The sequence below is a fragment of the Jiella marina genome (assembly GCF_024359545.1).
GTDB lineage: Bacteria > Pseudomonadota > Alphaproteobacteria > Rhizobiales > Rhizobiaceae > Jiella.
The window spans coordinates 126,976-150,207 of record NZ_JAKQZG010000006.1 but is presented as its reverse complement, the minus strand read 5'-3'; the positions used below and the strand labels follow the sequence as shown (position 1 = coordinate 150,207).

Here is a 23,232-nt window from a genome sequence, read left to right as displayed (position 1 = left end):
GTGAAGAGGGGCGGCGGGGCGCAAGCGAGGCAGGCGATTGATTTCTGAACATCGATGAACGATGGTCCGCCGCGAAAAAGACGGGCGCCGTGAACGCCGGCCCGAACGGGCACGAAAGGGAGTGTTGCGACCATGCCACCGAAGCCATTGATCGCCGGCAATTGGAAAATGAACGGCACTCTGAAGGCCCTGACCGAGCTCGACGCGATCGCTCAGGCCGCAAGCGGGCCGGCTGGCCAGGGCAAGGATCTCCTGATCTGCCCGCCCGCGACGATGGTCTCGGCGAGCGCCGGCCTGTTGCGCGACAAGGTCGCGGTCGGCGGCCAGGATTGCCATTGGGAGACTTCCGGCGCTCACACGGGCGACATTGCGGCGGAAATGCTCGCCGATGTCGGCGCCCGCTACGTCATCGTCGGCCATTCGGAGCGTCGTGCGGATCACGGCGAGGACGATGCGACTGTCAAGGCCAAGGCCGAGGCCGCCTGGCGTGCCGGCCTGATCGCGATCGTGTGCATTGGCGAGACGGAGGAGGAACGCGTCGCCGGCAACACGCTGGACGTCCTGGCCGGGCAGTTGGCGGGTTCGCTCCCCGACGGCTTGACCGCGGAAAACACGGTGGTCGCCTATGAGCCGGTATGGGCGATCGGCACCGGGCGCACGCCGACCAATGCCGACGTCAAGGAAGTGCATGACTTTCTGCGCGAAAAGCTCGTCGTCCGCTTCGGCGAGGCGGTTGCCGGGGCGGTGCGTTTGCTGTACGGCGGCTCGGTCAAACCCGGCAATGCGGCCGAGCTTCTGGCCGTCGACAATGTCGATGGCGCGCTGATCGGCGGCGCAAGCTTGAAGGCGGCGGACTTCATCGCGATATGCGAGGCTTGTCCCGTCCGGGGCGATTGACGCGGAAAACCGGTTGGAATGCGGCGCCTGGTTCTGTAGAAGGCCCGCAATTCGATAAAACGATCCTCACGAAAGTTCGATGGAAAACGTTCTCATCATCATCCACCTGATGATCGTCGTGGCGCTCGTCATCGTCGTGCTGCTGCAGCGATCCGAAGGTGGAGCGCTCGGCATCGGCGGTGGCGGCGGTGGCCTGATGTCGGCGCGCGGCGCCGCCAATGCCCTGACGCGCACGACGGCCATTCTGGCGGTGGGCTTCTTCGCCACGTCGCTCGCGCTCGGCATCCTGGCGCGCTACGGTTCCCAGCCGACCGACATTCTCGACACGCTGCCGGCGGCGACCCAGGGTGAGAATGGCGGCGAAGGCAGCCTGCTCGACCAGCTGGGCGGCCTGCCCGAGGAAGAGAGCCAGCCGGCTCCGGCCGGCAACGCGACGGGTGGCGCGGCCCGTGGTGCAGCGAGCGATTCCCTGATCGATGGTTCCGCGCAGCCGGCCGCACCGGCCCCGGCGCAGGACGAAGCGGCACCGGCCGCGCCGGATGCCGTGGAAGAAATTCCGGCCAACCCCGCCGGCGATACGCCGCAGGGCGCCGACGAGGCGACCGTTCCGCCCGTCGAACCGCCGCCGGCCGGGACCGAGCGGCCCGAGGACGTGGCCGATCCCGGCGACGCTGCCGCGCCGGCAGCGACGGACACGGCCCCGAGCGACGCGGCGACGCCAGAGCCTGCCCAGACGACGCCTGAGGGTGCGATACAGCCTGACAACACCGACACGACGGTGGACGCGCCTGCCGCAGACGAGCCGGCTTCAACAGACGAAACGACCACCTCGCCTGAGGCCCCGGCCGACGCGACGCTGGAGCCGTTGTCCGAGGGCGACGGTGCTTCCGACCCGACCACCAGCCAGTAACGGCGGCGGGTGAAATTTTTTCGGCCGATTGCGGGGCGCCAGCGGCGCCCCGTTCGTTTGAGATGTGTAACTCCAGAATTGTGACTGGCAGAATCGCCGGTGCGGCGTTATCGAGAGGGCCCATGGCGCGATATATCTTCATCACCGGCGGCGTGGTTTCCTCTCTCGGAAAAGGCGTGGCTTCCTCGGCCCTCGGCGCATTGCTGCAGGCGCGGGGCTATCGGGTCCGGCTGCGCAAGCTCGACCCCTATCTCAACGTCGATCCGGGCACGATGAGCCCGACCCAGCACGGCGAGGTGTTCGTCACCGACGACGGGGCGGAGACCGATCTCGACCTCGGTCACTACGAGCGCTTCACCGGGCGCTCTGCCAACAAGCACGACAACATCACCACAGGGCGGATCTATCAGGAGATCATCGCCAAGGAGCGGCGCGGCGACTATCTGGGCGCCACAGTCCAGGTGATCCCGCATGTCACCGACGCCATCAAGGAATTCGTCCTCGAAGGCAACGAGGAGTACGACTTCGTGCTCTGCGAAATCGGCGGCACGGTGGGCGACATCGAAGCCCTGCCATTCTTCGAGGCGATCCGGCAGCTCGGCAACGACCTGCCGCGGGGCGGGGCGATCTATGTCCACCTGACCCTGATGCCCTTCATCCCGACAGCGGGCGAGCTGAAGACCAAGCCGACCCAGCACTCGGTCCGCGAACTCCGCGCGATCGGCATTCAGCCGGACATCCTGCTCGTGCGCTCCGACCGTCCGGTCCCCAAGGAGGAGCGGCGCAAGCTCTCGCTGTTCTGCAATGTGCGCGAGACGGCCGTCATCCAGGCGCTGGACGTCGCGACCATCTACGACGTCCCGATCGCGTACCACCATGAGGGCCTCGACACGGAAGTGCTCGCCGCCTTCGGCATCGATCCGGCGCCGAAGCCGCAGCTCCAGCGTTGGCATCAGGTCGTGGACGGCATTCGCAATCCGGAAGGCGAGGTCACGATTGCGATCGTCGGGAAGTATACCGGCCTCAAGGACGCCTACAAGTCGCTGATCGAGGCGCTGCAGCATGGCGGCATCGCCAATCGGGTGAAGGTCCGGCTCGACTGGATCGAATCGGAGGTCTTCGAGCAGGAAGATCCTTCGCCCTATCTCGAGCGCGTGAACGGCATTCTCGTCCCCGGCGGGTTCGGCGAGCGCGGGGCCGAGGGCAAGATCCACGCGGCCCGCTTCGCCCGCGAGCGCAATGTGCCGTATTTCGGGATCTGCTTCGGCATGCAGATGGCGGTAATCGAGGCGGCGCGCTCGCTCGCCCATATCGACAAGGCCGGCTCTACCGAATTCGGCGAGACGTCGGAGCCCGTCGTCGGCCTGATGACCGAATGGCTGAAGGGCAACGAACTCGAAAAGCGCGCGGCCAAGGGCGATCTCGGCGGCACCATGCGCCTCGGCGCCTACAAGGCGCACTTGAAGGACGGCTCGAAGATTGCGGGGATCTACGGCGACACCGAAATCGAGGAGCGCCACCGCCACCGCTACGAGGTCAACCGCGAATATCGCGCGGCGCTGGAAGAGGCGGGCATGATCTTCGCCGGCATGTCGCCGGACGGGCTCCTGCCCGAGACGGTCGAGCTTGCAGACCATCCGTGGTTCATCGGCGTACAGTATCACCCGGAGCTGAAGTCGCGCCCCTTCGAGCCGCACCCGCTGTTTGCGAGCTTCGTCGCCGCGGCCCTAGAGCGCTCGCGGCTGGTGTGAATAGCAAATGGCGCTCCGAATCCAGAGGGCCATAAACCTCACTACAGCTAGAAATTGGATAACGGCATTTCAGCCGTAGACGGAATATCCTCCGGCGCTGACACCGCCCTCGTTCATCGCAACTGCCTGTGCACGATCTCCATTTAAAACAAGCGCTTTGAAATGGTCCCAGGGGAATAGTTTTGTCGGGTCTCTTCGTCTCTCTGGATCTAGCTTGGCGTGAGTCACGATATGCTTAAGATTTGGATATTTAAGCCAGCAATATCGAACTATTTTTGCTGTGGATTCTACCTGCCAATCAGAAAACGGGTCTTGCATATCTTGCGAGTTGACTATTTCAATTCCAAGGGAGAAGTGATTTATTTTCTTCTCACCATTCCAGACATCAGGATGAGATCGTGAGTTTCTTACGTGCCATGCGGCCTTGGTTTCTGGAGCGCACGCCCAGACATACTTCCCGTGCGCCTCTTCGTTTTCATCAGGAACGAGCCAATGAAAACTTGCTACACCGGCGTGCATAACAGATGCGGCCCCGGAAGACGATGACCCCGCAGTGCCGTGTATCACTACAGCTCTAATTCCCTCAATTGGATCATAGAGACGCGTTGATGTACATCTATTCCAGGAATCGCGTATTCCGGGATACCATCGTTCTGGCAGATCGCCGTCAGCAGGTGCCTCTCCGTCGGGGAGATCGAATTGCCAAGTACGAGGTTTACTCATCTTTGTCTCCACCTTCTTGATAGTGCACTTCTACGTTGTTAGTATTGCAGTCAATGGTGGGATTGGCAAGTATTATTCCATCGCAAGTTTAGGAAATTTGTTTCGTGAGATCTCTCGATCATGTCGTGATGCCTTTTAGGAAGATATCTCATGCGCGCGACTGGTTCGAAACCCTCGGCTTCACCGTCGCGCCGGAGGCGCAGCATCCGTTCGGGACCGGCAATGCCTGCGTCTATCTCGAAGACGGGCTGATGATCGAGCCGCTGTCTGTGGTCGATCCGCTGGCATGCGAGACGGCGATCACGGAAGGCAATCTCTTCGTCCTGCGCGATCGGGCGTTTCGCTCCAGCTTGTCTTCGGCGTTTTCCGGGCTTGCCCTGCAGAGCCGCGACGGTCTTGAAGACCGCAACGCCCTCGACGCCTTCGGCCTGGCGGAAAGCCGCACGACCGAATTCGAGCGCCGCCTGACCCTGCCGAACGGGGACGTGGCCGAACTCTCGTTCCGCCTTGTCTTCGTGAAGGATTTCGCCCCAGAGGCGCCGAACGTCTTCCTGTGCGAGGCGCGTCACGCCGTCACGATCGATCGCTCCCGCCTGACGACCCACGGCAATACCGCGCGAGGCATCGCGGCGGTGGAGTTCTCGACGACCGACATCGAGTCGGCCCGGTCCTATCTCGGCGCCGTCCTGAACGCCGACGGGCAGGACCGCGACGACGGTATGGTCAGCTTCCGTCTGCCGAACGGCGAAGTCGAACTCGTCGAGGTCGGCGGAGACGGAGCGGCTCCCTTTGCCTTGACGGCGATGACCGTCGTCGTCGCCGATCGGGATGCTCTGACGTCCGTTTTCGCCAGGAATGGCGTTTCTTCGGCCGTCGATGAGGAAGGCAGCATCCTGGTCGGCTGTCCGAACGGGGCAGGCGAAATCCGATTCATCGAGGAGAACCGAGCATGAGCCAGCAGCAAGCCACCGTCGCCGCCGGGTCTGCGCGTTTCTCCAACACCGCACCCTTCGCGCTGATCGCCGGCCCCTGCCAGATGGAAAGCCGCGACCATGCGATGACGATCGCGGAAAAGATGAAGCGGATCACCGAGGATCTCGGCATCCCCTATGTCTTCAAGGCGAGCTTCGACAAGGCGAACCGCACGAGCCTGAAGGGCAAGCGCGGCATCGGTCTCTCCGGCGCGCTGCCGGTGTTTCAGGAGGTCGCCGAGACCTTCGACCTGCCCGTGCTGACGGACATTCACACCGAAGAACAGTGCCGAGAAGTCGGCGCCGTCTGCGACATCCTGCAGATCCCGGCCTTCCTCTGCCGCCAGACCGACCTCCTGATCGCCGCCGCGAAGACCGGCAAGGTGATCAACATCAAGAAGGGCCAGTTCCTCGCGCCCTGGGACATGAAGAACGTCGCGGCCAAGGTCACCGAAAGCGGCAATCCCAACGTTCTTCTCACCGAGCGCGGCGTCTCCTTCGGCTACAACACGCTGGTCTCGGACTTCCGCGCGCTGCCGATCATGGCCGAAACCGGCTTGCCCGTTGTCTTTGACGCCACCCACTCGGTGCAGCAGCCGGGCGGGCAGGGCGGTTCCTCGGGCGGCGAGCGCCGCTTCGTCGAGACCCTGGCGCGGGCGGCGGTGGCTGTCGGCGTGGCGGGGCTTTTCATCGAGACCCACGAGGACCCGGACAACGCGCCGTCGGATGGGCCGAACATGGTGCCGCTGGATCAGATGCCGGAGTTGTTGAAGCGGCTGAAGGCGCTGGATGCCCTGACGAAGGGATGAGGCGCCCCCTCATGGTGAGCCTGTCGAACCACGAGGGGTTTCCCACGCGCCGGGCGCCCTCGTGGTTCGACAAGCTCACCATGAGGGCTACTGGTCGGTCGGGGCCGGAGGAGGATGACGGCCGCGGAAGCGGCATCCGCCTACCCAATCTAATCGACATGCTCTAGAACGCCCCGAACCATCCGCTCGTCACGACAGGGGCTTTCCATGACCGCCATCATTGACATTATCGGCCGCGAGATTCTCGACAGCCGGGGCAATCCGACCGTCGAGGTCGACGTCATTCTCGAAGACGGATCGATGGGCCGCGCGGCGGTGCCGTCGGGCGCCTCGACCGGCGCCCATGAGGCGGTGGAGCTGCGCGACGGTGGCTCGCGCTATATGGGCAAGGGTGTCGAGAAGGCCGTGAAGGCGGTCAATGGCGAGATCCTGGAGGAGATCGGCGGCTTCGAGGCCGAGGACCAGCTTCGTATCGATACGACGCTGCGCCAGCTCGACGGCACCAAGAACAAGGGCCGGCTCGGCGCCAATGCAATCCTCGGCGTGTCGCTCGCCGTCGCCAAGGCAGCGGCCGAGGCCTCCGGCCTGCCGCTCTATCGCTATGTCGGCGGTGCCTCGGCCCATGTGCTGCCGGTCCCAATGATGAACATCATCAATGGCGGTGCCCATGCCGACAATCCGATCGACTTCCAGGAATTCATGATCATGCCGGTCGGCGCCGACCGCTTTTCCGAGGCGCTGCGTTGGGGGGCGGAGACGTTCCACACGCTGAAGAAGATGCTGAAGGACGCCGGCCACAACACCAATGTCGGCGACGAGGGCGGTTTCGCCCCCAACCTTGGCTCGGCTAGGGAAGCTCTCGATTTCGTCGTCAAGGCGATCGAGAAGGCCGGCTACAAGCCGGGCGAGAACATCTATATCGCCCTCGACCCGGCCTCGACCGAGTTCTTCAAGAAGGGCGAATACGATCTGGAAGGCGAAGGCCGGAAGCTGTCGCCGGCCGACATGGCCGCTTATTACGGCGAACTGTCCGCCGCCTATCCGATCATCTCGATCGAGGACGGCATGGCCGAAGACGATTGGGACGGCTGGAAGGCGCTCACCGATCAGATCGGGTCGAAGGTCCAGCTCGTCGGCGATGATCTCTTCGTCACCAATTCCGAGCGCCTGCGCGAGGGGATTTCCAAGGGCGTCGCCAATTCGATCCTGGTCAAGGTCAACCAGATCGGCTCGCTTTCGGAAACGCTGGACGCGGTCTCGGTCGCGCACCGCGCCGGCTACACGGCGGTGATGTCGCATCGTTCCGGCGAGACCGAGGACTCCACCATCGCCGACCTGGCGGTCGCCACCAATTGCGGGCAGATCAAGACCGGCTCATTGGCGCGTTCCGACCGGCTGGCGAAATACAACCAGCTTCTCAGGATCGAGCAGGAGCTCGGCGATCAGGCGGTGTTTGCCGGGCGGTCGATCCTGCGCGGCTGAACGCCTTCATCCTTCTCCCTCATGGTGAGCCTCCTGAGCCTTTGCCGAAGGGCGAGCCATGGGGGGAAAAGGTTCCAGTTTGCGCCGTGCGCCCCTCGTCCTTCGACAGGCTCAGGATGAGGGGCTACTGGACCGCGGTCACGGGATTGATTGGCTCGTCCCGACCGCTGATGGCGATCGGAACGGTGGGCTCGAGCCTCGTCAATTCCCCCTTGTATCCAGCTCCGGCGCCACTTGGCCGTAGCTGATCAGGGCGAACAGCGCCGAGCCGCCGAGAATGTTGCCGACCAGGGCGGGCAGATAGAACGTCCAGATCGCGTGATGCGGCATCATCTCGCCCGAGAACATCAGGGCCATCGCCTCGACCGAGCCGGCGATGATGTGGGACAGGTGGAAAAGCGCGATCAGATAGGTCAGAAGCGCGATCACGAGAAAGCCGGCATTCTGGGCGGATGGAAGGACCCAGACCACGGTCGCGATTAGCCAGCCGGCGGCAATGCCCCTGAGCAGCGTCGACCAGGGGCCGGGCTCCATCGCCTCGCGGGAGATTTGCAGGGCGGCCGCGGTGATTTCCGGCGTGTTCAGGACATCGAGCGCGATGCCGGCGCCATAGACCGCGGTGCCGATCATGTTCGCCACGAAGACCACCGACCATAGACGCAGCAGAGCCTTGATCGCTCGCCATTTGCGGCGCGCGAGCACCGGCAGGGTCGCCGTCAGGGTGATCTCGGTGAAGAGTTGCTGACGGCCGAGAATCACGATCAGAAAGCCGACGGCGTAGCCCCAGCATTCGACCAGCGGCCGCCAAGGCTCATCGGGAAGATAGGCCCTGAGCGTTGCCTGGGTGAACACTGAAAAGCCGATCGAAAGTCCCGCCGCCAAGCCCGACCACCAGAGGCTGGAGGCGGGCCGGGTCAGTTCGTCCTCGCCCTCCTGCCGGACGAGCTCGTAGATCGCCAGCGGGCGCAGGCTCAGGCGCCGCTCGATCTCCCTCAGCTCCGTTCGGGTGAGCGTCGACCCTTCCTGCTCGATGCGCTTTTCCGTCACATCGTTCGAGTGCCGCTTGAGATTGGTGGTCTTTCCGCTCGCCTGGTCGCTTTTGCGTGAGTTCATTCGCCTGAAGGGTCCTTGCCGGATCAATCGATGCGCATGCGAGCCGCAACCCGCATGCCGAACCCTCCGATATAGACGGGGAGGCGGCGTTGTCTGCCTCTTCGAGCGTTTTGTCGCGCAGGGGCGCGTATCATGAGGAAAGCCTGCCGCGAGGCCTCGGCAACCGGGCGATCGATCCACCTTGCTCGGACCGCCTCCTGGACCGGAGCGGAGGAAGCGCCCTGCGGGTCACGCCGACCTGCGGGCGATCTCCATGATGTATTTGCCGTAATTGCTCTTGCCGAGTTCTTCGCCGAGCTTCATCAGCTGGTCACGGTCGATCAGCCCCATCTCATGGGCGATCTCCTCGATACAGGCGATCTTGAAGCCCTGGCGATGCTCCAGCGTTCGCACGAACTCGGCGGCTTCCAGCAGTGAGTCTGGCGTCCCCGTGTCGAGCCAGGCGTAGCCGCGGCCCATGCGCGAGACATCGAGGGTGCCTTCTTCGAGATAGATGCGGTTGAGATCGGTGATCTCCAACTCGCCGCGCGGCGAGGGTTTCAGGGAACGGGCGAATTCCGAGGCCCGCCCATCGTAGAAATAGAGCCCGGTGACGGCCCAGTTGGATCGCGGAGCGGCGGGTTTCTCTTCGATGCTCGTGGCGCGGTTTGCCGTGTCGAAGGAGACGACGCCGTAACGTTCCGGGTCGCTCACATGGTAGGCGAAGACCGTGGCGCCGGCGTCGCGTTTGATGCTGCGCTGCAGGAGGTCCGGCATCCCGTGGCCATAAAACAGGTTATCGCCGAGGATCAGGGCCGAAGGCTCGCCGGCGACGAATTCCTCGCCGATCAGATAGGCCTGGGCGAGACCATCGGGGCTCGGCTGTTCGGCATAGCTGAGATTGATCCCGATCCGCTCGCCGCTTCCCAGAAGCGAGCGGAAGCGCGGCAGGTCGTGGGGGGTCGAGATCAGGAGAATGTCCTTGATGCCCGCCAGCATCAGCGTCGCCAGCGGGTAATAGATCATCGGCTTGTCATAGACCGGCAGTAGCTGTTTCGAAGCCGTCAGCGTCATGGGATGGAGGCGCGTGCCGCTGCCGCCTGCCAGAATGATGCCCTTCACCACGACTCTCCGTTCATGATTGCTGTTGCGAATGGCCTCATATAGCGTTACCGCAGGCGACGCTACACCATGGGTCGGCAAATTACCGCCTTCATGCCTCTACGTCACATCCATCAATTCTTCCCCAAGGTTGCATATGCTGGAAGTTACCCCTCTCGCCATCGCCGAGGTGCTGGAGATAAAGCCCAGAAAATTCGGTGATGACCGCGGTTTTTTCAGCGAGACGTTCAACCAGGAGCGCTTCGCAGAGGCCGGTGTGACGATCCCCTGGGTTCAGGACAACCAGTCTTTCTCCGCAGCCAAACACACTTTGCGCGGTCTGCACTATCAGGCGCCGCCCTTCGCTCAGGACAAGCTGGTGCGTGTTCTCAAGGGTTCGATCCTCGACGTGGCGGTCGACATTCGCCATGGCTCGCCGACCTTCGGGAAATGGGTGGCGCTGGAGGTCTCGGCCGCGAAGTTCAACCAGATCCTGGTTCCCAAGGGCTTCGCCCATGGCTTCCTGACCCTCGAACCGGACACCGAGGTCTTCTACAAGGTGTCGGCGCCATATTCCGGCCAGCATGATCGTGGCATTCGGTGGGACGATCCCGAGATCGGGGTGGAATGGCCGCTCGGCGGGGCGCAGCCGGTCCTGTCCGACAAGGACAGGGTGGCGCCGTTGCTCAACGACACACCGGTCGTCTTCACTGCCGACACAATGTGAGCCAGTAGCATGAAGTTTCTTGTCACCGGCGGCGCCGGCTTCATCGGTTCGGCCGTCTGCCGGCATCTGATCGAGAATACCGATCACTCGGTGGTCAATGTCGACAAGCTGACCTATGCGGCGAATCTGAATTCCCTGAAGCCGGTTTCCGACGATCCGCGCTACAGCTTCGTCAAGTGTGATATCCGTGACCGCGAGACGATCGGGAAGGTTCTCCGGGACAACGACATCGACGTGGTGATGCACCTTGCCGCCGAAAGCCATGTCGACCGCTCGATCGACGGGCCGGGCGAGTTCATCCAGACCAACATCGTCGGGACCTTCGACCTTCTCGAGGCGGTGCGCAGCTACTGGTCGGAGCTTGCCGGAGGCAAGCGAGCCTCCTTCCGCTTCCATCATGTCTCGACCGACGAGGTCTACGGTCAGTTGCCGCTCGAGGGCGGACTTTTCACCGAAGAGACCCCTTACGAGCCGTCCTCTCCCTATTCCGCCTCGAAGGCGGCTTCGGATCATCTGGCGATGGCCTGGTACCACACCTACGGGATGCCGGTCGTCCTCTCCAATTGCTCGAACAATTACGGGCCGTACCATTTTCCGGAAAAACTCATCCCGCTGATGATCCTGAACGGGCTGGAGGGCAAGCCTCTGCCGGTCTACGGGCGCGGCGAGAACGTCCGCGACTGGCTCTATGTGGAGGACCATGCCCGCGCGCTGGAAATGGTCGCGACGCAGGGCAAGGCCGGCCGCTCCTACAATGTCGGCGGGCGCAATGAGCGCTCCAATCTCGACGTGGTCCACGCGATCTGCGACACGCTCGATCGGATCGCGCCCCGCGAAGATGGAGCCAGCCGCCGCGAGCAGATCAACTTCGTCACCGATCGGCCGGGCCATGATCTGCGCTATGCGATCGATGCGACACGGCTGGAGACGGAACTCGGCTGGAAGGCCCGGGAGACGTTTTCCACCGGTCTCGAGAAGACGATCCGCTGGTTTCTCGAAAACGAAGACTGGTGGCGGCCGCTGCGCGAGCGCTACGCCGGAGAGCGTCTCGGCAAGTCCTGAGTGGAATTCAACGACCGGAGATCAGCCATGCGAATCCTCGTGACCGGACGGGACGGGCAGGTGACGCGGTGTCTCGCCGACCTTTCGGACGACAGACACGAGATCGCGACGGTCGGCCGGCCGCAGCTCGATCTCACCGATGCGGGAAGCATCGCCGCGGTGATCGCGGAGATGAAGCCCGATATCGTGGTCAATCCGGCGGCCTATACCGCAGTCGACAAGGCCGAAAGCGAGCCGGACGCCGCCTTCGCCGTCAACGCCGAAGGTGCGGAGAACGTGGCGGGCGCGGCCGACGAAGCCGGGCTTCCGCTGATTCACATCTCGACCGACTACGTCTTTTCCGGCGACAAGCCGACGCCCTATGCCGAAACCGACGAGACGGGTCCCACCGGGGTCTATGGCCAGTCCAAGCTCGAAGGTGAGAAACTGGTGCTGGCCGCCAATCCCAGGGCGGTGGTTCTGAGGACGGCCTGGGTGTTCAGCCCCTATGGCAACAATTTCCTGAAGACCATGCTGCGTGTGGCGAAGGACCGGGACGAACTGCGTGTGGTGGACGACCAGCGCGGCACACCGACCTATGCTCCCGACATCGCCGCTGGCGTTCTCGCCGTCTGCGATCGGATTGCGGCAGAGCCCGATGGTCATTGGAGCGGCGTCTATCACATGGTCGCCGAGGGCGAGACGAGTTGGGCGGGCTTTGCCGAGGCGATCTTTGCCGCTTCGAAGGAACGGGGCGGGCTGACTGCCAAGGTAACCCGGATCACCACCGCCGACTATCCGACGCCGGCCCGTCGGCCGGCCAACTCCCGGCTCGACACGACACGCTTCGTCGAGACCTTTGGCCATCGTCTGCCTGCATGGGAAACCGCCATCGGGCGATGCCTCGACGCACTCGATACGTCCGCGTTTCCTCCATCGGCGGCCTGAACGAATTGAATCCGGTCTCACAAGTGGCAAGACGCCTGTCGGCCCGCTCGCGCGGGATCGCTGGTGGTCTTTCACGTCTCACCGAGCGCCGACGCGCAGCAAGCATCTCGGAACTGATCGCATTTCTTTCCGCCGATCCGTCGGCAGAGGGGCAGGCCGGGCGCTGGGCGTTCGTCTTGCCTTCGCAGAGAGGACCCGGCGAGAAGCTCTCGATGCGCGTCCAATGGTGGCTGAAGGCGATCCTGAGACGGGCCGATCAGGCCCGCGATGCCGGCCGCTTCGACGAGGCGGCGGCGGCCTATGCCGCTGCTGCGAAGATCGTCCCGGAGCGGCAGGACATCAGAATTCAATGCGGCAACATGCTGAAGGATGCCCGGCGGCTCGCTGAGGCGGTCGACTGTTATCGTTCGGTCCTGGCACAGGATCCGAGGGTGGCGGATGCCCATCTGCAGATGGGCCATGCCCTGAAACTCATGGGACGTCGGGCAGAAGCCATGAGTGCCTATGAAACGGTGCTCGAAATCGATCCGGCCCACCGGGATGCGAGCTGGGAACTGGTCCAGGCCGGCGACCCGGCCGAGCAGAATCGCGCCTTTGCCTCACAGCTTGTCGGTCACGGGCTGGAAACGATGCTGACCCTGGCGGCCGAGATGTCCGCCCTGCGCGCGCGCATGGACGAGATCGCGCGTATCCTGCCCGATGTCGCCGCCATGAGCGCCTTTCCGGCCGAGGCCTATGCCGTCTTCCGCAAGCTTTATGATATCCCGCCTCCACCGGAAATGGAGGTTCCCCAGCCGAGCCTGCTCGTCCTCGTCAATGCGGACGGAGCGGACGCGGCCGAGCTTCACGAGCTCGTCGCCGCCGTGGTGGAGCAATCCGCTCCAACTTGGCGGGCGGTTTTTCTGGGCGTCGATCCGAACCTGCGGATCGCCATTGAACGCCTGGCCATTGTCGACTCGCGCATCGCCCTCGAGAGCAGGGGGGAGGGCGAGAGCGTTGCCGCAGCCGAACGACGGATTGCGCGGGCAGCCGGCGAGGACGGTATCCTGTTCCTCGCCCCCGGCGCGCGGATGCATCGGCAATGCGTCGCCTGGTTCGCCGCGGCCCTCGTCACCTCGGAGGCCGGCGTCGTCACCTGTGACGAGGAATGGACGGACGGAGCAGATGGTGAGGTCGTGGGGATCGAGGCGCGGGGGGCCTTCGATCCAGATCAATTCATGCAGGCGAACGTTTTTGGCGAAACGGTCGCCGTTCGACGTTCGGCCCTTGAGGTGCTCGACCTTGATGAGGACGCAGACAGCGTTTCATCGGCGCGTTCGGAAATCTTGCTTGGCGCCATGCGAAACCGGATTGCCATCGCTCATGTGCCGCTGCCCCTCGTTGCCACATCGCGGGGCTTGGATGACGGCGCGGAGGAAGACAAGCGGCGTAGCGCCCATCAGGCTGCCGTCGCGCGGTTTCGGCAGACAGCCGAGCTCACGCGGCAGGCCCCTTCGAACGGTGAGTCCGACGGCCGCATCACCGTGATCATCGCGACGAAGAACAATGCGCACGATTGCGAGGCGATGGTCGAGAGCCTGTTCGCCCAGGCGGACGACGCTTCGCGGCTTTCGTGCCTGATCGTCGACAACGGCACGGACCGTCCCGATGATCTCTCCCGCCTCGAAGCGCTCGAGCGCCGGAACGGGGTTGCACTCCTGCGTGCGCCGGGTCCCTTCAACTGGTCGTATCTGAACAATCGCGGCGCCGAGGAGGCGAAGACACCGTTTATCGTTTTTGCCAATGACGACATGAAGATGATTTCGGCAGGCTGGGATCACGTCATCCGCTCTCAACTCTCCCGCCCGGAGGTCGGAGCGGTAGGGGCGAAGCTCCTGTACCCGGACGACACGATCCAGCATGCCGGCGTTCTCTTCGGCTGGAAGGGATCGGTCATTCACGACGGTCTCCATCAGCCGGGCGACGCGCCGGGGCCGGGGCGGCGATGGCAGACAATGCGTCGGGTCAGCGCCGTGACAGGCGCGTTTTTCGCAACGCGCCGCGACGATTTCAGGACTCGGGGCGGGTTCGATGCCACTGGCCTCCCGATCGCCTACAGCGACATCGATCTGGCTTTGCGCCTGCGAAAGGATGGATTGGCCGTGGTGTGGACGCCGGACGTGATGCTATACCACTACGAATCCAAGTCGCGCGGCATGGATCACTTGGATCCGGAGCGAAACGCGCGCAGCCTTGCCGAGCGTCGGATCATGGAAAACCGTTGGGGACGAGAAATGTTTTCTCATGAGCCGACGATCAGTCCGATTTGGGTTGACGCAACGTTACCTTTTCGGCTCATGTCACCTGTCGCCGCCAGGCGTGCTGTCGACTTCATCCGCGTGAGCGGCACGGCAGACGCGCGTCGCGTGACTAAGAAATCCGCCCCAAGAAGTGAGTAGACGAATTGATGTCAAAAGGGATCATGGGATCGTCGTCGTTGGGAAAGATCCGTCGCGCGTTTCTCGATCGGAAATCTGCCTCCCGTGAAGAAGCGGAGCCGATGATCCAGGGAAAGAACGCGCCGTCGAAGACGGCCTCGTTGTGGCGCAGTGCCGGCGCTCTGATCAAGCAGGGTGACAGGGCCAACGCCGAGCGTCGCTGGTCGGACGCGCAACGTGCCTATGCCGAAGCATTGAACCGGAATCCGCGGCTCCATGCGGTCTGGGTGCAGTATGGGCATGCACTGAAGGAACAGGGGTTCTATGCCGAGGCCGAGAAGGCCTATCGGCGATCCATTGCCCTCGTGGATGACTCGGCGGATACCTACTTGCAGCTTGGCCATGCCCTTAAGTTGCAGAGCAAGACGTCCGAGGCGATCGAAGCCTATCGGCAGGCACATTTCCGCGATCCGGCCCTTCCCTACAGCACCAATGAGTTGCGGACCCTTGGCGGCGCGATCCCCGAGGCTGCGGAAATCGCCGCCTTTCAGAGACAGAAGGCCGCAAGCGCCGCACTATCCGGAAAGTCCGATGCGCAGGGCAACCCTGCCATTGCATCCCCAACGCCTTCATTCGAAGCCAATACAATCGAGAGGTTGCTTCTCGATAATGGAATCAGTCTCAACCTGCTCCACAATTTCGACCCTGAATACTACTATCATGCGAACCGGTTTGCCCGGGCAGACCTGAAGACGACCGACCGAAATACCTGCCTGAAGCACTTCGTTTCCAAGGGTATCGATCGGCTCTGCGTATTTCGGGAGCGCTACGAATTCGAGGCCGATTTCTACGTCGAGACTTATACGCCCGGCACCACCTTCGCCCAACCGTCGGATGCCTATCGGCACTACCTGAGCAAGGGACTTGCCGACGGGTATTGGCCCAACCGACGCCTCTGGCTGGAAGCCACGCTCGGCGCAGGGGCGCGCAGTCTCGGCGAGATCGAGCTTCCGACCTTTGTCGGAACAGAGGTGGCCAATACGTTCGTCTCTCGCATGAATGCCCTGATGCGCGACGTGCTGGTCAACCCCTCTTCCCATCTGGTGATCGAACCGCGGCACGCCCAACTGCTGGTGCTCATCGCCGATCGTCTGGTTCTGGAAGGCCGGGATGACGAGGCCCTTCTGGCCTACCAGAAGATCCTGCAGGCGGTTCCCGACTTTACGCCGGCGCTCCGCCACTATGCAGACTGTCTGCTGCGCCGCCAATGTTATCTCCAGGCCGGCGCTATCTACGAACAACTCGCCGAGCAGGACGACGCCCATATCTGGACGTTCATCAACCTGGCCCATTGCCGTGAAATGGTGGGTGACCTGCATGGAGCGCTCGCGTGGTTGCGCAAGGGATCGCAGCGCTTTCCTTCCGATCTCGGCATCCGTCGCCGGTTCCACGACATGGGCCCGAGGTTTCTCACGGCATCCTGGCGTCTGGCGGGGGCCGCTGCCGAAAAAGGCGAACTCCATGAGGGGCTGGCGCGCATCGAGGCGGATTGTGACAGGGTGCACGACCTCGTGGTCGCCACAGACACCGCTGAGCGCCGTTATGCCCGTTCCGTCGCCCTCGTCTCCAATCTCGATCTTCCGCAATGCCGCTTTTACCGCGTCGACCAGAAGGTCGAGCAGCTGAAGGCGGCCGGTTTCGCGGTGGAGGTGTTCGATTTCCGCAATGGGGTCGATGCGTTCCTGGAAAAGGTGCACTGCTTCGACGTCGCCATCTTCTTCCGCGTGCCGGCTTACTACGAGATCATCCGCTCGATCGAGAAAGCGCGGGAGATCGGCTGCGCGGTGTTCTACGAGATCGACGATCTGATCTTCGATTCCGACCTCTATCCGCCGCCCCTCGAGAATTTCGACAATCAGATCACGATTGAGGAACACAATGGTCTCGCTCTGGGCGCGCCACTGTTCCGTTCGGCCTTACGCTATTGCGACCATGCGCTGGTTTCCACCAAGCCGCTGATCCCCTATGTCGACAAGATCGCGCCCGGGACCCGGTCCTTCGTCCATCCCAACGCGCTGAGCAGCCCGCATGCGCAGCATATTGGCCATGTCGTCAACAACCACTCCGGCGACAGGGTGACGATCTTCTATGGCTCCGGGACGAAAGCACACAAGCAGGATTTCCAGGAACTGGTCGTTCCCGCCCTGCTTCATCTCGCCAGGAAGTATGGCGACAGGATCTCGATCGTTCTGGCCGGCTACATGACGGCGGGCCCCAAACTTCAGGAAATCGAGGATCAGCTGATCCTGTTGCCGCCGGTCTGGGATGTTCATCAATACTGGTCGACGCTCTCGGCGGCGGACATCAACCTCGCCGTTCTCAAACCTGCGCCCACGACCGATGTGAAGAGCGAGATCAAATGGCTGGAAGCGGCCATGCTCGGGATTCCCTCGGTCGTCAGCGATACCGCGCTCTATCGCGACATCCTGGATGATGGCGTTGATGGGCTTTTATGTCGAACACCGGAAGACTGGACAAGGGCGCTGGAGCGTCTCGTCAAGGACGCCGATCTGCGGCGTAGGGTCGGCGAAAAGGCGCGAGAGAAGGCGCTTACCCGCTACAGCATTCCGGCGATGGCCGAGAGCATCACCGAAACCATCCGCGCCGTCACGCTGCCGGAGCCGGACAAGAGAAAGCGGGTGCTGATCGTCAACGTCTTTTATCCCCCGCAGGCGATCGGCGGGGCGACGCGTGTCGTTCACGACAATGTCCGGCATCTCAAGCAGAAATATTCTGACGAGTTCAGCTTCGAGGTCTTCTGTTCGATCGAAGGCGCCAGCGAGGGCTACAAGGTTTCAAGCCACGCGTCCGATGGTGTGCGCGTCGTCGGCGTAACAACGCCGGATCTTCCCGATATCGACCGGCGTGTCCATGATGAGGAAATGGGGAAGGTTTTCTCCGAATATCTCGACGTCTGCCAACCGGACATCATTCACTTCCACTGCATCCAGCGCCTGACGACGGCCATCGTGCTGGAGGCGCGGCGGCGCGGCATTCCCTATGTGATCACCGCCCATGACGGTTGGTGGATTTCCGACGAGCAGTTTCTGCTTGGAAAGGACGATCGCATCGTCCTCTACGATCACGGCAATCCCGCCTCGCAGCTCGGCAAGATCCCGGCCGAGAAATTCGCCGGCCGGATGCAGCTTCGCGAATGCCTCATGGGAGCGGAGCGGGTTCTGGCTGTTTCGAACGCCTTTGCGGATATCCATCGCAGTGTCGGACTTACCAATGTTCTTTCGGTGCCGAACGGGGCGTCCCAGATCGAGCCCCTGCCGCGCAAGCCCTCGCCGGACGGTAAGGTCAGGCTCGGCTTCATCGGCGGCTTGGCGCGTCACAAGGGCTTCCACCTGATCCAGAGTGCTCTGCTCAGTGAGGATTTTCAGAATCTGCGCTTTGTGCTGATCGACCACGCCATGCCCGCCGGCTCGACGCGCCGCGGCATGCTGGGAACGACCGAACTGGACATCCGGCCCAAGGTGCCCCAGGCGCGTGTGGCGGAGCTCTACAGCGAACTCGACGTGCTCGTCGCGCCTTCGGTCTGGCCGGAGGCTTACGGGCTCGTGACCCGCGAGGCACTGACATGTGGCTGCTGGGTGCTCGCGTCCGATCGCGGGGCGATCGGCGAGGATGTGATCGTCGGCGAGAACGGCTTCAAGGTCGACGTCTCCAGTCCGCAGGGGATCGTCAATGCCCTGCGCGAGATCGACAGGAACCCGGAACGGTATCTCAGATCGCCAGGCGTCAAGCCGGAGCTGCGTACGGCAGGGGATCAGGCAGACGAACTCGTCGGGATCTATCGTGAACTGATCGGCGAAGCCGCGGCCCGTTCAGGGCACGATCTCGACCAAAAGGCGAAGACGATTCCCGACAAGCTTCTGGAATCGCGCAGTGTGGAGACGGAGAGGGTCCAAGCCGTGATCAACGGATGACTCTAAGGAAGGCTTCGGGTCTGCAGCCCGAGGCCGAGGTGCGAACCTCGTTTGAAATCGGCGTGGGCGGCGCTTCGGCTCCGTCTGAAGGCGCCCTGTGGCGCTCTCCCCATGCGCCGTGACGCGATGGCGCCCCATCCGACGGCGCCATCTTAAGCTTGCCGGAAACGCGGCCGCTTAAATTCTAGTGATCAACTGACAGTCATGCTAACGCCGTGCTATACTTAGCGTCGGGGCTTGTTTGGAGTTGAGCGTTCATGTCGACAGAACGCATGGGGGAAGCTGTCTCTGCGAGCCGCAAGGGCATGATTGCGGTCGCCGTGTTCAGCTTCGGCGAAAACCTTCTGCTCCTCGCCGCCCCTCTCTACATGTTGCAGGTCTACGATCGCGTGCTGTCGAGCCGCAGCATGGATACGTTGATCTATCTGACCTTGATCCTGGCATTGGCTCTGATCACGCTCGCCATGCTGGAATATGCGCGAGGCCGTGTCCTGGCATCGGTCGGCACATGGCTGGACCACAAATTGTCGCCGGTCCTGTTCGAGCGCGCGATCGAAAGCCGCATTCGCGGGCGCAGCTATGGCGCGGAATCGATCAACGATCTGGCGACCTTGCGGAATTTCGTGCCGTCGACCGGCATGAAGGCGATGTTCGATCTGCCATGGACGCTGATCTTCCTCGGCGCGAGCTTCCTGCTGCATCCCTATTTCGGCTATCTCGCCCTAGGGACCGTGGTCATTCTCGTCCTGCTCGGCCTGATCGGAGAATTCGTCACGCGTGACGCCATCGCGAAATCCAACGAGATGGCGATGGTGGCCCGGCGCGAGCTGAACGCCACCGTGCGCAACGTCGAAGTCATCGAAGCCATGGGCATGATGGGCAACATCTCGCGGAAATGGCGCGAGCGGAACGGCGGAGCGCTGGAACTTCAGGACCAGGTTTTCGGGCGCACGACGACGATCGCCGCGATCACCAAGTTCTTCCGCATGTTCGTTCAGAGCCTGACCCTCGGCCTCGGCGCGTGGCTCGTGCTCAATCAGGAAGCGACAGGCGGTGTGATGATCGCCGCCTCGATTCTTCTGACCCGGGCCGTGGGTCCCATCGAGCAGTGTATCGGATCGTGGAAGAACATCGTCACAGTGCGTGGCGCATGGCGGCGTCTGAAAGAGTTCGTCGCCGAGCCGCGCTTCCGCACCGAAGCCATGGAACTGCCCGAGCCGAAGGGCCATATCGCCTGCGAAGGACTGGTCATGACGCCTCAGAAGGGCGGCGCGCCGATCCTGAAGGGCGTGAACTTCACGCTTGAAGCCGGGGAATCGCTGGCCGTCGTGGGGCCCTCGGGCGCCGGCAAGTCGACGCTCGCCCGCCTCGTCGTGGGAGCCTTGCCGCCCACGCGCGGCTTGGTCCGCCTCGACGGCGCCGACGTGTTCACCTGGAACCGCGAGCAGATGAACAAATATGTCGGCTATCTGCCTCAGGACGTGGAACTCTTCGCCGGCACGGTCGCCGAAAACATTGCCCGGCTCGGGGACGTGGACCCGGAGAAGGTCGTCGCCGCGGCCAAACTCGCCCGCGTGCACGATCTCATCGTTCGGCTTCCCAATGGCTACGAGACCGAGATCGGGGAGGGCGGACAACATCTGTCCGGCGGCCAGAGGCAGCGCATCGCGCTGGCACGCGCCGTTTACGGGCAGCCGCGGCTTCTCGTCATGGACGAGCCGAATTCCAACCTCGACAGCGATGGCGAGATTGCCCTGATGGCGACGATGGATGCGCTGAAGAAGGCGGGGGCGACGGTCCTCGTCGTCACCCATCGCCCCTCGCTCGTCCAGCATGTCGACAAGATGCTGCTGTTGCGCGAGGGCCAGGTGGAAGCCTTCGGTCCGCGCCAGGAAGTGATCGCGCGCCTGGTCAAGCAGCCGCAGGGCCAGGAAAAGACACCGCAGCCACAGCCGAGCAAGCCGGCGGCGCCGGCAAAGACCGCCGCCACGGGCTCCGGCGGGGGCGTGCTCAGACCACAGAAAATCGTTCCGCTGCCGAACGGAGGCTAATCGACCATGGCTCAGAAAGACTACGCTGCGCCGGCGCCGAAGCGGCCGCAATTCTTCACCCCGCTGCTCGTGGGCGTGACAACGATCGCCCTGTTCTTCGGCGGCTTCGGCGCCTGGGCCGTGGTGACGCCGATCGCCAGTGCCGCCTATGGCAGCGGCCAGGTTCGCGTCGAGGGGCGCCGCAAGACGGTGGAGCATCTCGAAGGCGGCATCGTCCGCGAGATCATGGTCAAGGAGGGCGACTACGTCGAGGAAGGCCAGGTTCTGCTGCGCCTCGACGACGTGCAGGCAAGCGCGATGTCGGAACTCCTGGAGAGCCAGCTCCAGTCCTTGCGGGCCGCCGAGGCGCGTCTCATGGCCGAGCGGAGCGGCGCCGAAGAGATCACCTTTCCGCAGTCGCTTCTCAATGCCCGGGACAACCCGCGGGTCGAGATCGCGATCAGCGGTCAGACCAGCATCTTCGAGAATCGCCGCTTGAGCCTCGAAGGACGCACCGACCTTCTCGAACAGAAGATCGGGCAGCTCAAATCCCAGATCCAGGCGCATACCGCGCAGCGCGATTCGGCCGAGCGCCAGATCCTCATCGTCCAGGAGGAATTGAAGACCGTTCGCGACCTGACCAAGCGCGGCTTCGAGAAGCGCCCGCGGCTGCTTGCCCTGGAGAGGGAACTCGCCCAGCTCCGTGGCGAGCGCGGCGAACAGGTCGGCATGATCGCCAGCGCCGAGCAGTCGATCTCCGAGGCGAAGCTGCAGATCGTCGACCTCAAGAACACGCGCCGCGACGAGGTGAGCGCCGAATTGCAGCAGACCCGGACCAAGATCAGCGAACTGACCGATCGGCTGACGGCGGCGAGCGACGTCGAAACCCGCACAGCGATCGTCGCGCCGATCTCGGGCCGGATCGTCCAACTCCAGCAGGTCACGACGGGCGGGGTGGTCAAACCGGGTGAGCCGATCCTCGACATCGTGCCGAGCGACGTCGAACTCGTCATCGATGCGCGGATTTCGCCACTCGACATCGACAGCGTCCACACCGGGCTCGAAGCCGAGATCAAGCTGATGGCCTTCAAGCAGCGTTCGCTGCCGATCCTTCTGGGGACGGTGACGTCGGTTTCGGCCGATGCGCTCACCGACGAACGATCGGGTACCAGCTACTACACGGCCGAGGTCCGCTTCACCGAAGAGCAGCGCAAGATGCTGCAGGGCCTCGAACTCTATCCCGGCATGCCGGCCGACGTTCTCGTGCTCACCGGCGAACGCACCCCGCTCGAATATTTCATCGAGCCGATCGAGGACAGTTTCAACAAGGCTTTCCGCGAGCAGTGATGTTCACGCGTGCAGGCGGGGGCGTCTGTGCCAACGCGTTTCTGCATCCTGCACACCGGAAGGTCTCGGTCACTGTTCCGGGATGAAGGAGCCGGCTGCGAGTAGGGCCGCGCAGCCGGTGATGCACAGCCAGACGTCACGGCTTTGGCGTCATCCATAGAAAAAAGCGGCCCGAAGGTCGGGCCGCTTCTTGAATTCCAGGAATTGGAATGTCCTGCGTGCGCCCAATCGGACGCCCGTCGCTCTTTTGGCAGATCAACTTTCCGGGCAATGCGCGCCGGTCGCGGCCCAGGCCTTGTAGAGGTCGCCGAACTGCGCCTGCGTGCCGGGAACCGGTTCGCGGCCTTCGCCCGGATTCCAGCCCCAGCCGACCAGATCGTCATTCGCCATGTGGCCGACCAGGTCGGCCAGCGTTTTGCCGCCGTTGCGGTCCTCGTCCTTGATCTGGCGGCAGATCTCGGCGAGCGAGCGGCCCTGCCAGGCCATTTCGATCGGCGCCAGATGCCAGTTGGGATTGCCCGGGATTGACTTGATGTCCTCGGTCTGGGCCACGACCTGAACGTTCTCCGGGCCGTGGCAGGTGTTGCACATCATGCCCGGCACGCCGAAATTGGCGGCGCCGCGTTTGACCGGCGGCTGGTGCAACTGCATGTCCATGCCCTGTAGCGGCCGATCGCCGGCCGGATGGCAGTTCACGCAGCGCGGATGCAGGAGCACCTTTCCGGTCTCCTCGAAGATCGCGACGGAGCGCTCGCGCTCGTCGGCGATATCGTCGAAGTCGGACACGCTCTTGAGCCCGGCCTGTTCACGGGTCTCCATGGCGGAAACGTCCGGGGTCGACGGGGCCGGCGCTTCCGGAGCGCGATCCTGCGCCAATCCCGGAAGCATGGCCGCAGAGACCATACCCGCGGCCAGGATCACGCTCACCGGCCACGCCGCCTTCTTGTTAATGTGCATCGTCTGTCGGCCTTCTTTCGTGTCGTCTTGGCGAAGA

The 23,232-nt window shown here is 63.3% G+C and carries 16 protein-coding genes and 1 pseudogene; 13 read left to right on the top strand and 4 right to left on the bottom strand.

Going from position 1 to position 23,232, the window contains the following annotated elements:
- The first annotated feature begins 132 nt into the window (after window positions 1–132).
- The 3 genes and pseudogenes from tpiA (at window position 133) to MF134_RS12535 (ending at window position 3,558) form a co-directional block, all read left to right on the top strand.
- Window positions 133–897, top strand: coding sequence for a triose-phosphate isomerase (gene tpiA, locus MF134_RS12545; protein WP_255339806.1), 765 nt, complete (start codon window positions 133–135; stop codon window positions 895–897).
- A 79-nt stretch (window positions 898–976) separates the two neighbouring features.
- Window positions 977–1,480 (top strand): annotated as a pseudogene (gene secG / locus MF134_RS12540) (preprotein translocase subunit SecG); the annotation flags it as partial.
- A gap of 449 nt (window positions 1,481–1,929) precedes the next feature.
- Entirely contained in the window at window positions 1,930–3,558 is a 1,629-nt protein-coding gene (locus MF134_RS12535) for a CTP synthase (RefSeq protein WP_255339805.1), read from the top strand.
- Between the two features lie 69 nt (window positions 3,559–3,627).
- On the opposite strand, the gene MF134_RS12530 is transcribed toward MF134_RS12535, so the two are convergent.
- The gene (locus tag MF134_RS12530; protein ID WP_255339804.1) at window positions 3,628–4,281 is read right to left on the bottom strand and encodes an N-acetylmuramoyl-L-alanine amidase; all 654 of its coding nucleotides are present in this window, start codon (window positions 4,279–4,281) and stop codon (window positions 3,628–3,630) included.
- Between the two features lie 104 nt (window positions 4,282–4,385).
- Between MF134_RS12530 and MF134_RS12525 the strand changes: the two genes are divergently transcribed.
- From MF134_RS12525 to eno, 3 genes are all read left to right on the top strand, one after another.
- Complete coding sequence (locus MF134_RS12525) at window positions 4,386–5,234, top strand: VOC family protein (protein ID WP_255339803.1); 849 nt, start codon at window positions 4,386–4,388, stop codon at window positions 5,232–5,234.
- Entirely contained in the window at window positions 5,231–6,061 is an 831-nt protein-coding gene (gene kdsA, locus MF134_RS12520; protein ID WP_255339802.1) for a 3-deoxy-8-phosphooctulonate synthase, read from the top strand. The genes MF134_RS12525 and kdsA overlap by 4 nt, the downstream gene beginning before the upstream one ends.
- 207 nt (window positions 6,062–6,268) lie before the next feature.
- Window positions 6,269–7,543, top strand: a complete 1,275-nt coding sequence (gene eno / locus MF134_RS12515; protein ID WP_255339801.1) for a phosphopyruvate hydratase — start codon at window positions 6,269–6,271, stop codon at window positions 7,541–7,543.
- A 201-nt stretch (window positions 7,544–7,744) separates the two neighbouring features.
- On the opposite strand, the gene MF134_RS12510 is transcribed toward eno, so the two are convergent.
- Together MF134_RS12510 and rfbA are read right to left on the bottom strand one after the other, a co-directional pair.
- Entirely contained in the window at window positions 7,745–8,656 is a 912-nt protein-coding gene (locus MF134_RS12510) for a formate/nitrite transporter family protein (protein ID WP_255339800.1), read from the bottom strand.
- A 228-nt stretch (window positions 8,657–8,884) separates the two neighbouring features.
- Window positions 8,885–9,757: a glucose-1-phosphate thymidylyltransferase RfbA gene (gene rfbA / locus MF134_RS12505; RefSeq protein WP_255339799.1), complete on the bottom strand. Its 873-nt coding sequence runs from the start codon at window positions 9,755–9,757 to the stop codon at window positions 8,885–8,887.
- Between the two features lie 136 nt (window positions 9,758–9,893).
- On the opposite strand from rfbA, the gene rfbC reads away from it, so the two are divergent.
- From rfbC to MF134_RS12470, 7 genes are all read left to right on the top strand, one after another.
- On the top strand, window positions 9,894–10,463 hold the full coding sequence (gene rfbC / locus MF134_RS12500; protein WP_255339798.1) for a dTDP-4-dehydrorhamnose 3,5-epimerase: 570 nt from the start codon (window positions 9,894–9,896) through the stop codon (window positions 10,461–10,463).
- A 9-nt stretch (window positions 10,464–10,472) separates the two neighbouring features.
- Window positions 10,473–11,525, top strand: a complete 1,053-nt coding sequence (gene rfbB, locus MF134_RS12495; RefSeq protein WP_255339797.1) for a dTDP-glucose 4,6-dehydratase — start codon at window positions 10,473–10,475, stop codon at window positions 11,523–11,525.
- Between the two features lie 27 nt (window positions 11,526–11,552).
- Window positions 11,553–12,452 (top strand): dTDP-4-dehydrorhamnose reductase, encoded by a 900-nt coding sequence (gene rfbD, locus MF134_RS12490; RefSeq protein WP_255339796.1) that lies wholly within the window; start codon window positions 11,553–11,555, stop codon window positions 12,450–12,452.
- A gap of 212 nt (window positions 12,453–12,664) precedes the next feature.
- Window positions 12,665–14,890 carry a tetratricopeptide repeat protein gene (locus MF134_RS12485; protein WP_255339795.1) on the top strand — a complete coding sequence of 742 codons (2,226 nt, stop codon included), beginning with the start codon at window positions 12,665–12,667 and terminating at the stop codon, window positions 14,888–14,890.
- A gap of 101 nt (window positions 14,891–14,991) precedes the next feature.
- A complete protein-coding gene (locus tag MF134_RS12480) occupies window positions 14,992–18,861 on the top strand; it encodes a glycosyltransferase (protein WP_255339794.1) in 3,870 nt (1,289 codons plus the stop codon).
- 257 nt (window positions 18,862–19,118) lie between these two features.
- The gene (locus MF134_RS12475) at window positions 19,119–20,912 is read left to right on the top strand and encodes a type I secretion system permease/ATPase (RefSeq protein WP_255339793.1); all 1,794 of its coding nucleotides are present in this window, start codon (window positions 19,119–19,121) and stop codon (window positions 20,910–20,912) included.
- 6 nt (window positions 20,913–20,918) lie between these two features.
- Entirely contained in the window at window positions 20,919–22,238 is a 1,320-nt protein-coding gene (locus MF134_RS12470; protein ID WP_255339792.1) for an HlyD family type I secretion periplasmic adaptor subunit, read from the top strand.
- Window positions 22,239–22,493: 255 nt separating this feature from the next.
- Here MF134_RS12470 and MF134_RS12465 read toward each other — a convergent pair whose 3' ends face one another.
- On the bottom strand, window positions 22,494–23,195 hold the full coding sequence (locus tag MF134_RS12465) for an Isoquinoline 1-oxidoreductase subunit (protein ID WP_255339791.1): 702 nt from the start codon (window positions 23,193–23,195) through the stop codon (window positions 22,494–22,496).
- Window positions 23,196–23,232 lie beyond the last annotated feature (37 nt).

What these genes read in the sequence shown, in the direction of transcription:
- tpiA (WP_255339806.1), top strand. Translation starts at nt 133, where the DNA reads ATGCCACCGAAGCCATTGATCGCCGGCAATTGGAAAATGAACGGCACT.
- MF134_RS12535 (WP_255339805.1), top strand. Translation starts at nt 1,930, where the DNA reads ATGGCGCGATATATCTTCATCACCGGCGGCGTGGTTTCCTCTCTCGGA.
- MF134_RS12530 (WP_255339804.1), bottom strand. Translation starts at nt 4,281, where the DNA reads ATGAGTAAACCTCGTACTTGGCAATTCGATCTCCCCGACGGAGAGGCA.
- kdsA (WP_255339802.1), top strand. Translation starts at nt 5,231, where the DNA reads ATGAGCCAGCAGCAAGCCACCGTCGCCGCCGGGTCTGCGCGTTTCTCC.
- eno (WP_255339801.1), top strand. Translation starts at nt 6,269, where the DNA reads ATGACCGCCATCATTGACATTATCGGCCGCGAGATTCTCGACAGCCGG.
- MF134_RS12510 (WP_255339800.1), bottom strand. Translation starts at nt 8,656, where the DNA reads ATGAACTCACGCAAAAGCGACCAGGCGAGCGGAAAGACCACCAATCTC.
- rfbC (WP_255339798.1), top strand. Translation starts at nt 9,894, where the DNA reads ATGCTGGAAGTTACCCCTCTCGCCATCGCCGAGGTGCTGGAGATAAAG.
- rfbB (WP_255339797.1), top strand. Translation starts at nt 10,473, where the DNA reads ATGAAGTTTCTTGTCACCGGCGGCGCCGGCTTCATCGGTTCGGCCGTC.
- rfbD (WP_255339796.1), top strand. Translation starts at nt 11,553, where the DNA reads ATGCGAATCCTCGTGACCGGACGGGACGGGCAGGTGACGCGGTGTCTC.
- MF134_RS12485 (WP_255339795.1), top strand. Translation starts at nt 12,665, where the DNA reads ATGCGCGTCCAATGGTGGCTGAAGGCGATCCTGAGACGGGCCGATCAG.
- MF134_RS12480 (WP_255339794.1), top strand. Translation starts at nt 14,992, where the DNA reads ATGATCCAGGGAAAGAACGCGCCGTCGAAGACGGCCTCGTTGTGGCGC.
- MF134_RS12475 (WP_255339793.1), top strand. Translation starts at nt 19,119, where the DNA reads ATGTCGACAGAACGCATGGGGGAAGCTGTCTCTGCGAGCCGCAAGGGC.
- MF134_RS12470 (WP_255339792.1), top strand. Translation starts at nt 20,919, where the DNA reads ATGGCTCAGAAAGACTACGCTGCGCCGGCGCCGAAGCGGCCGCAATTC.
- MF134_RS12465 (WP_255339791.1), bottom strand. Translation starts at nt 23,195, where the DNA reads ATGCACATTAACAAGAAGGCGGCGTGGCCGGTGAGCGTGATCCTGGCC.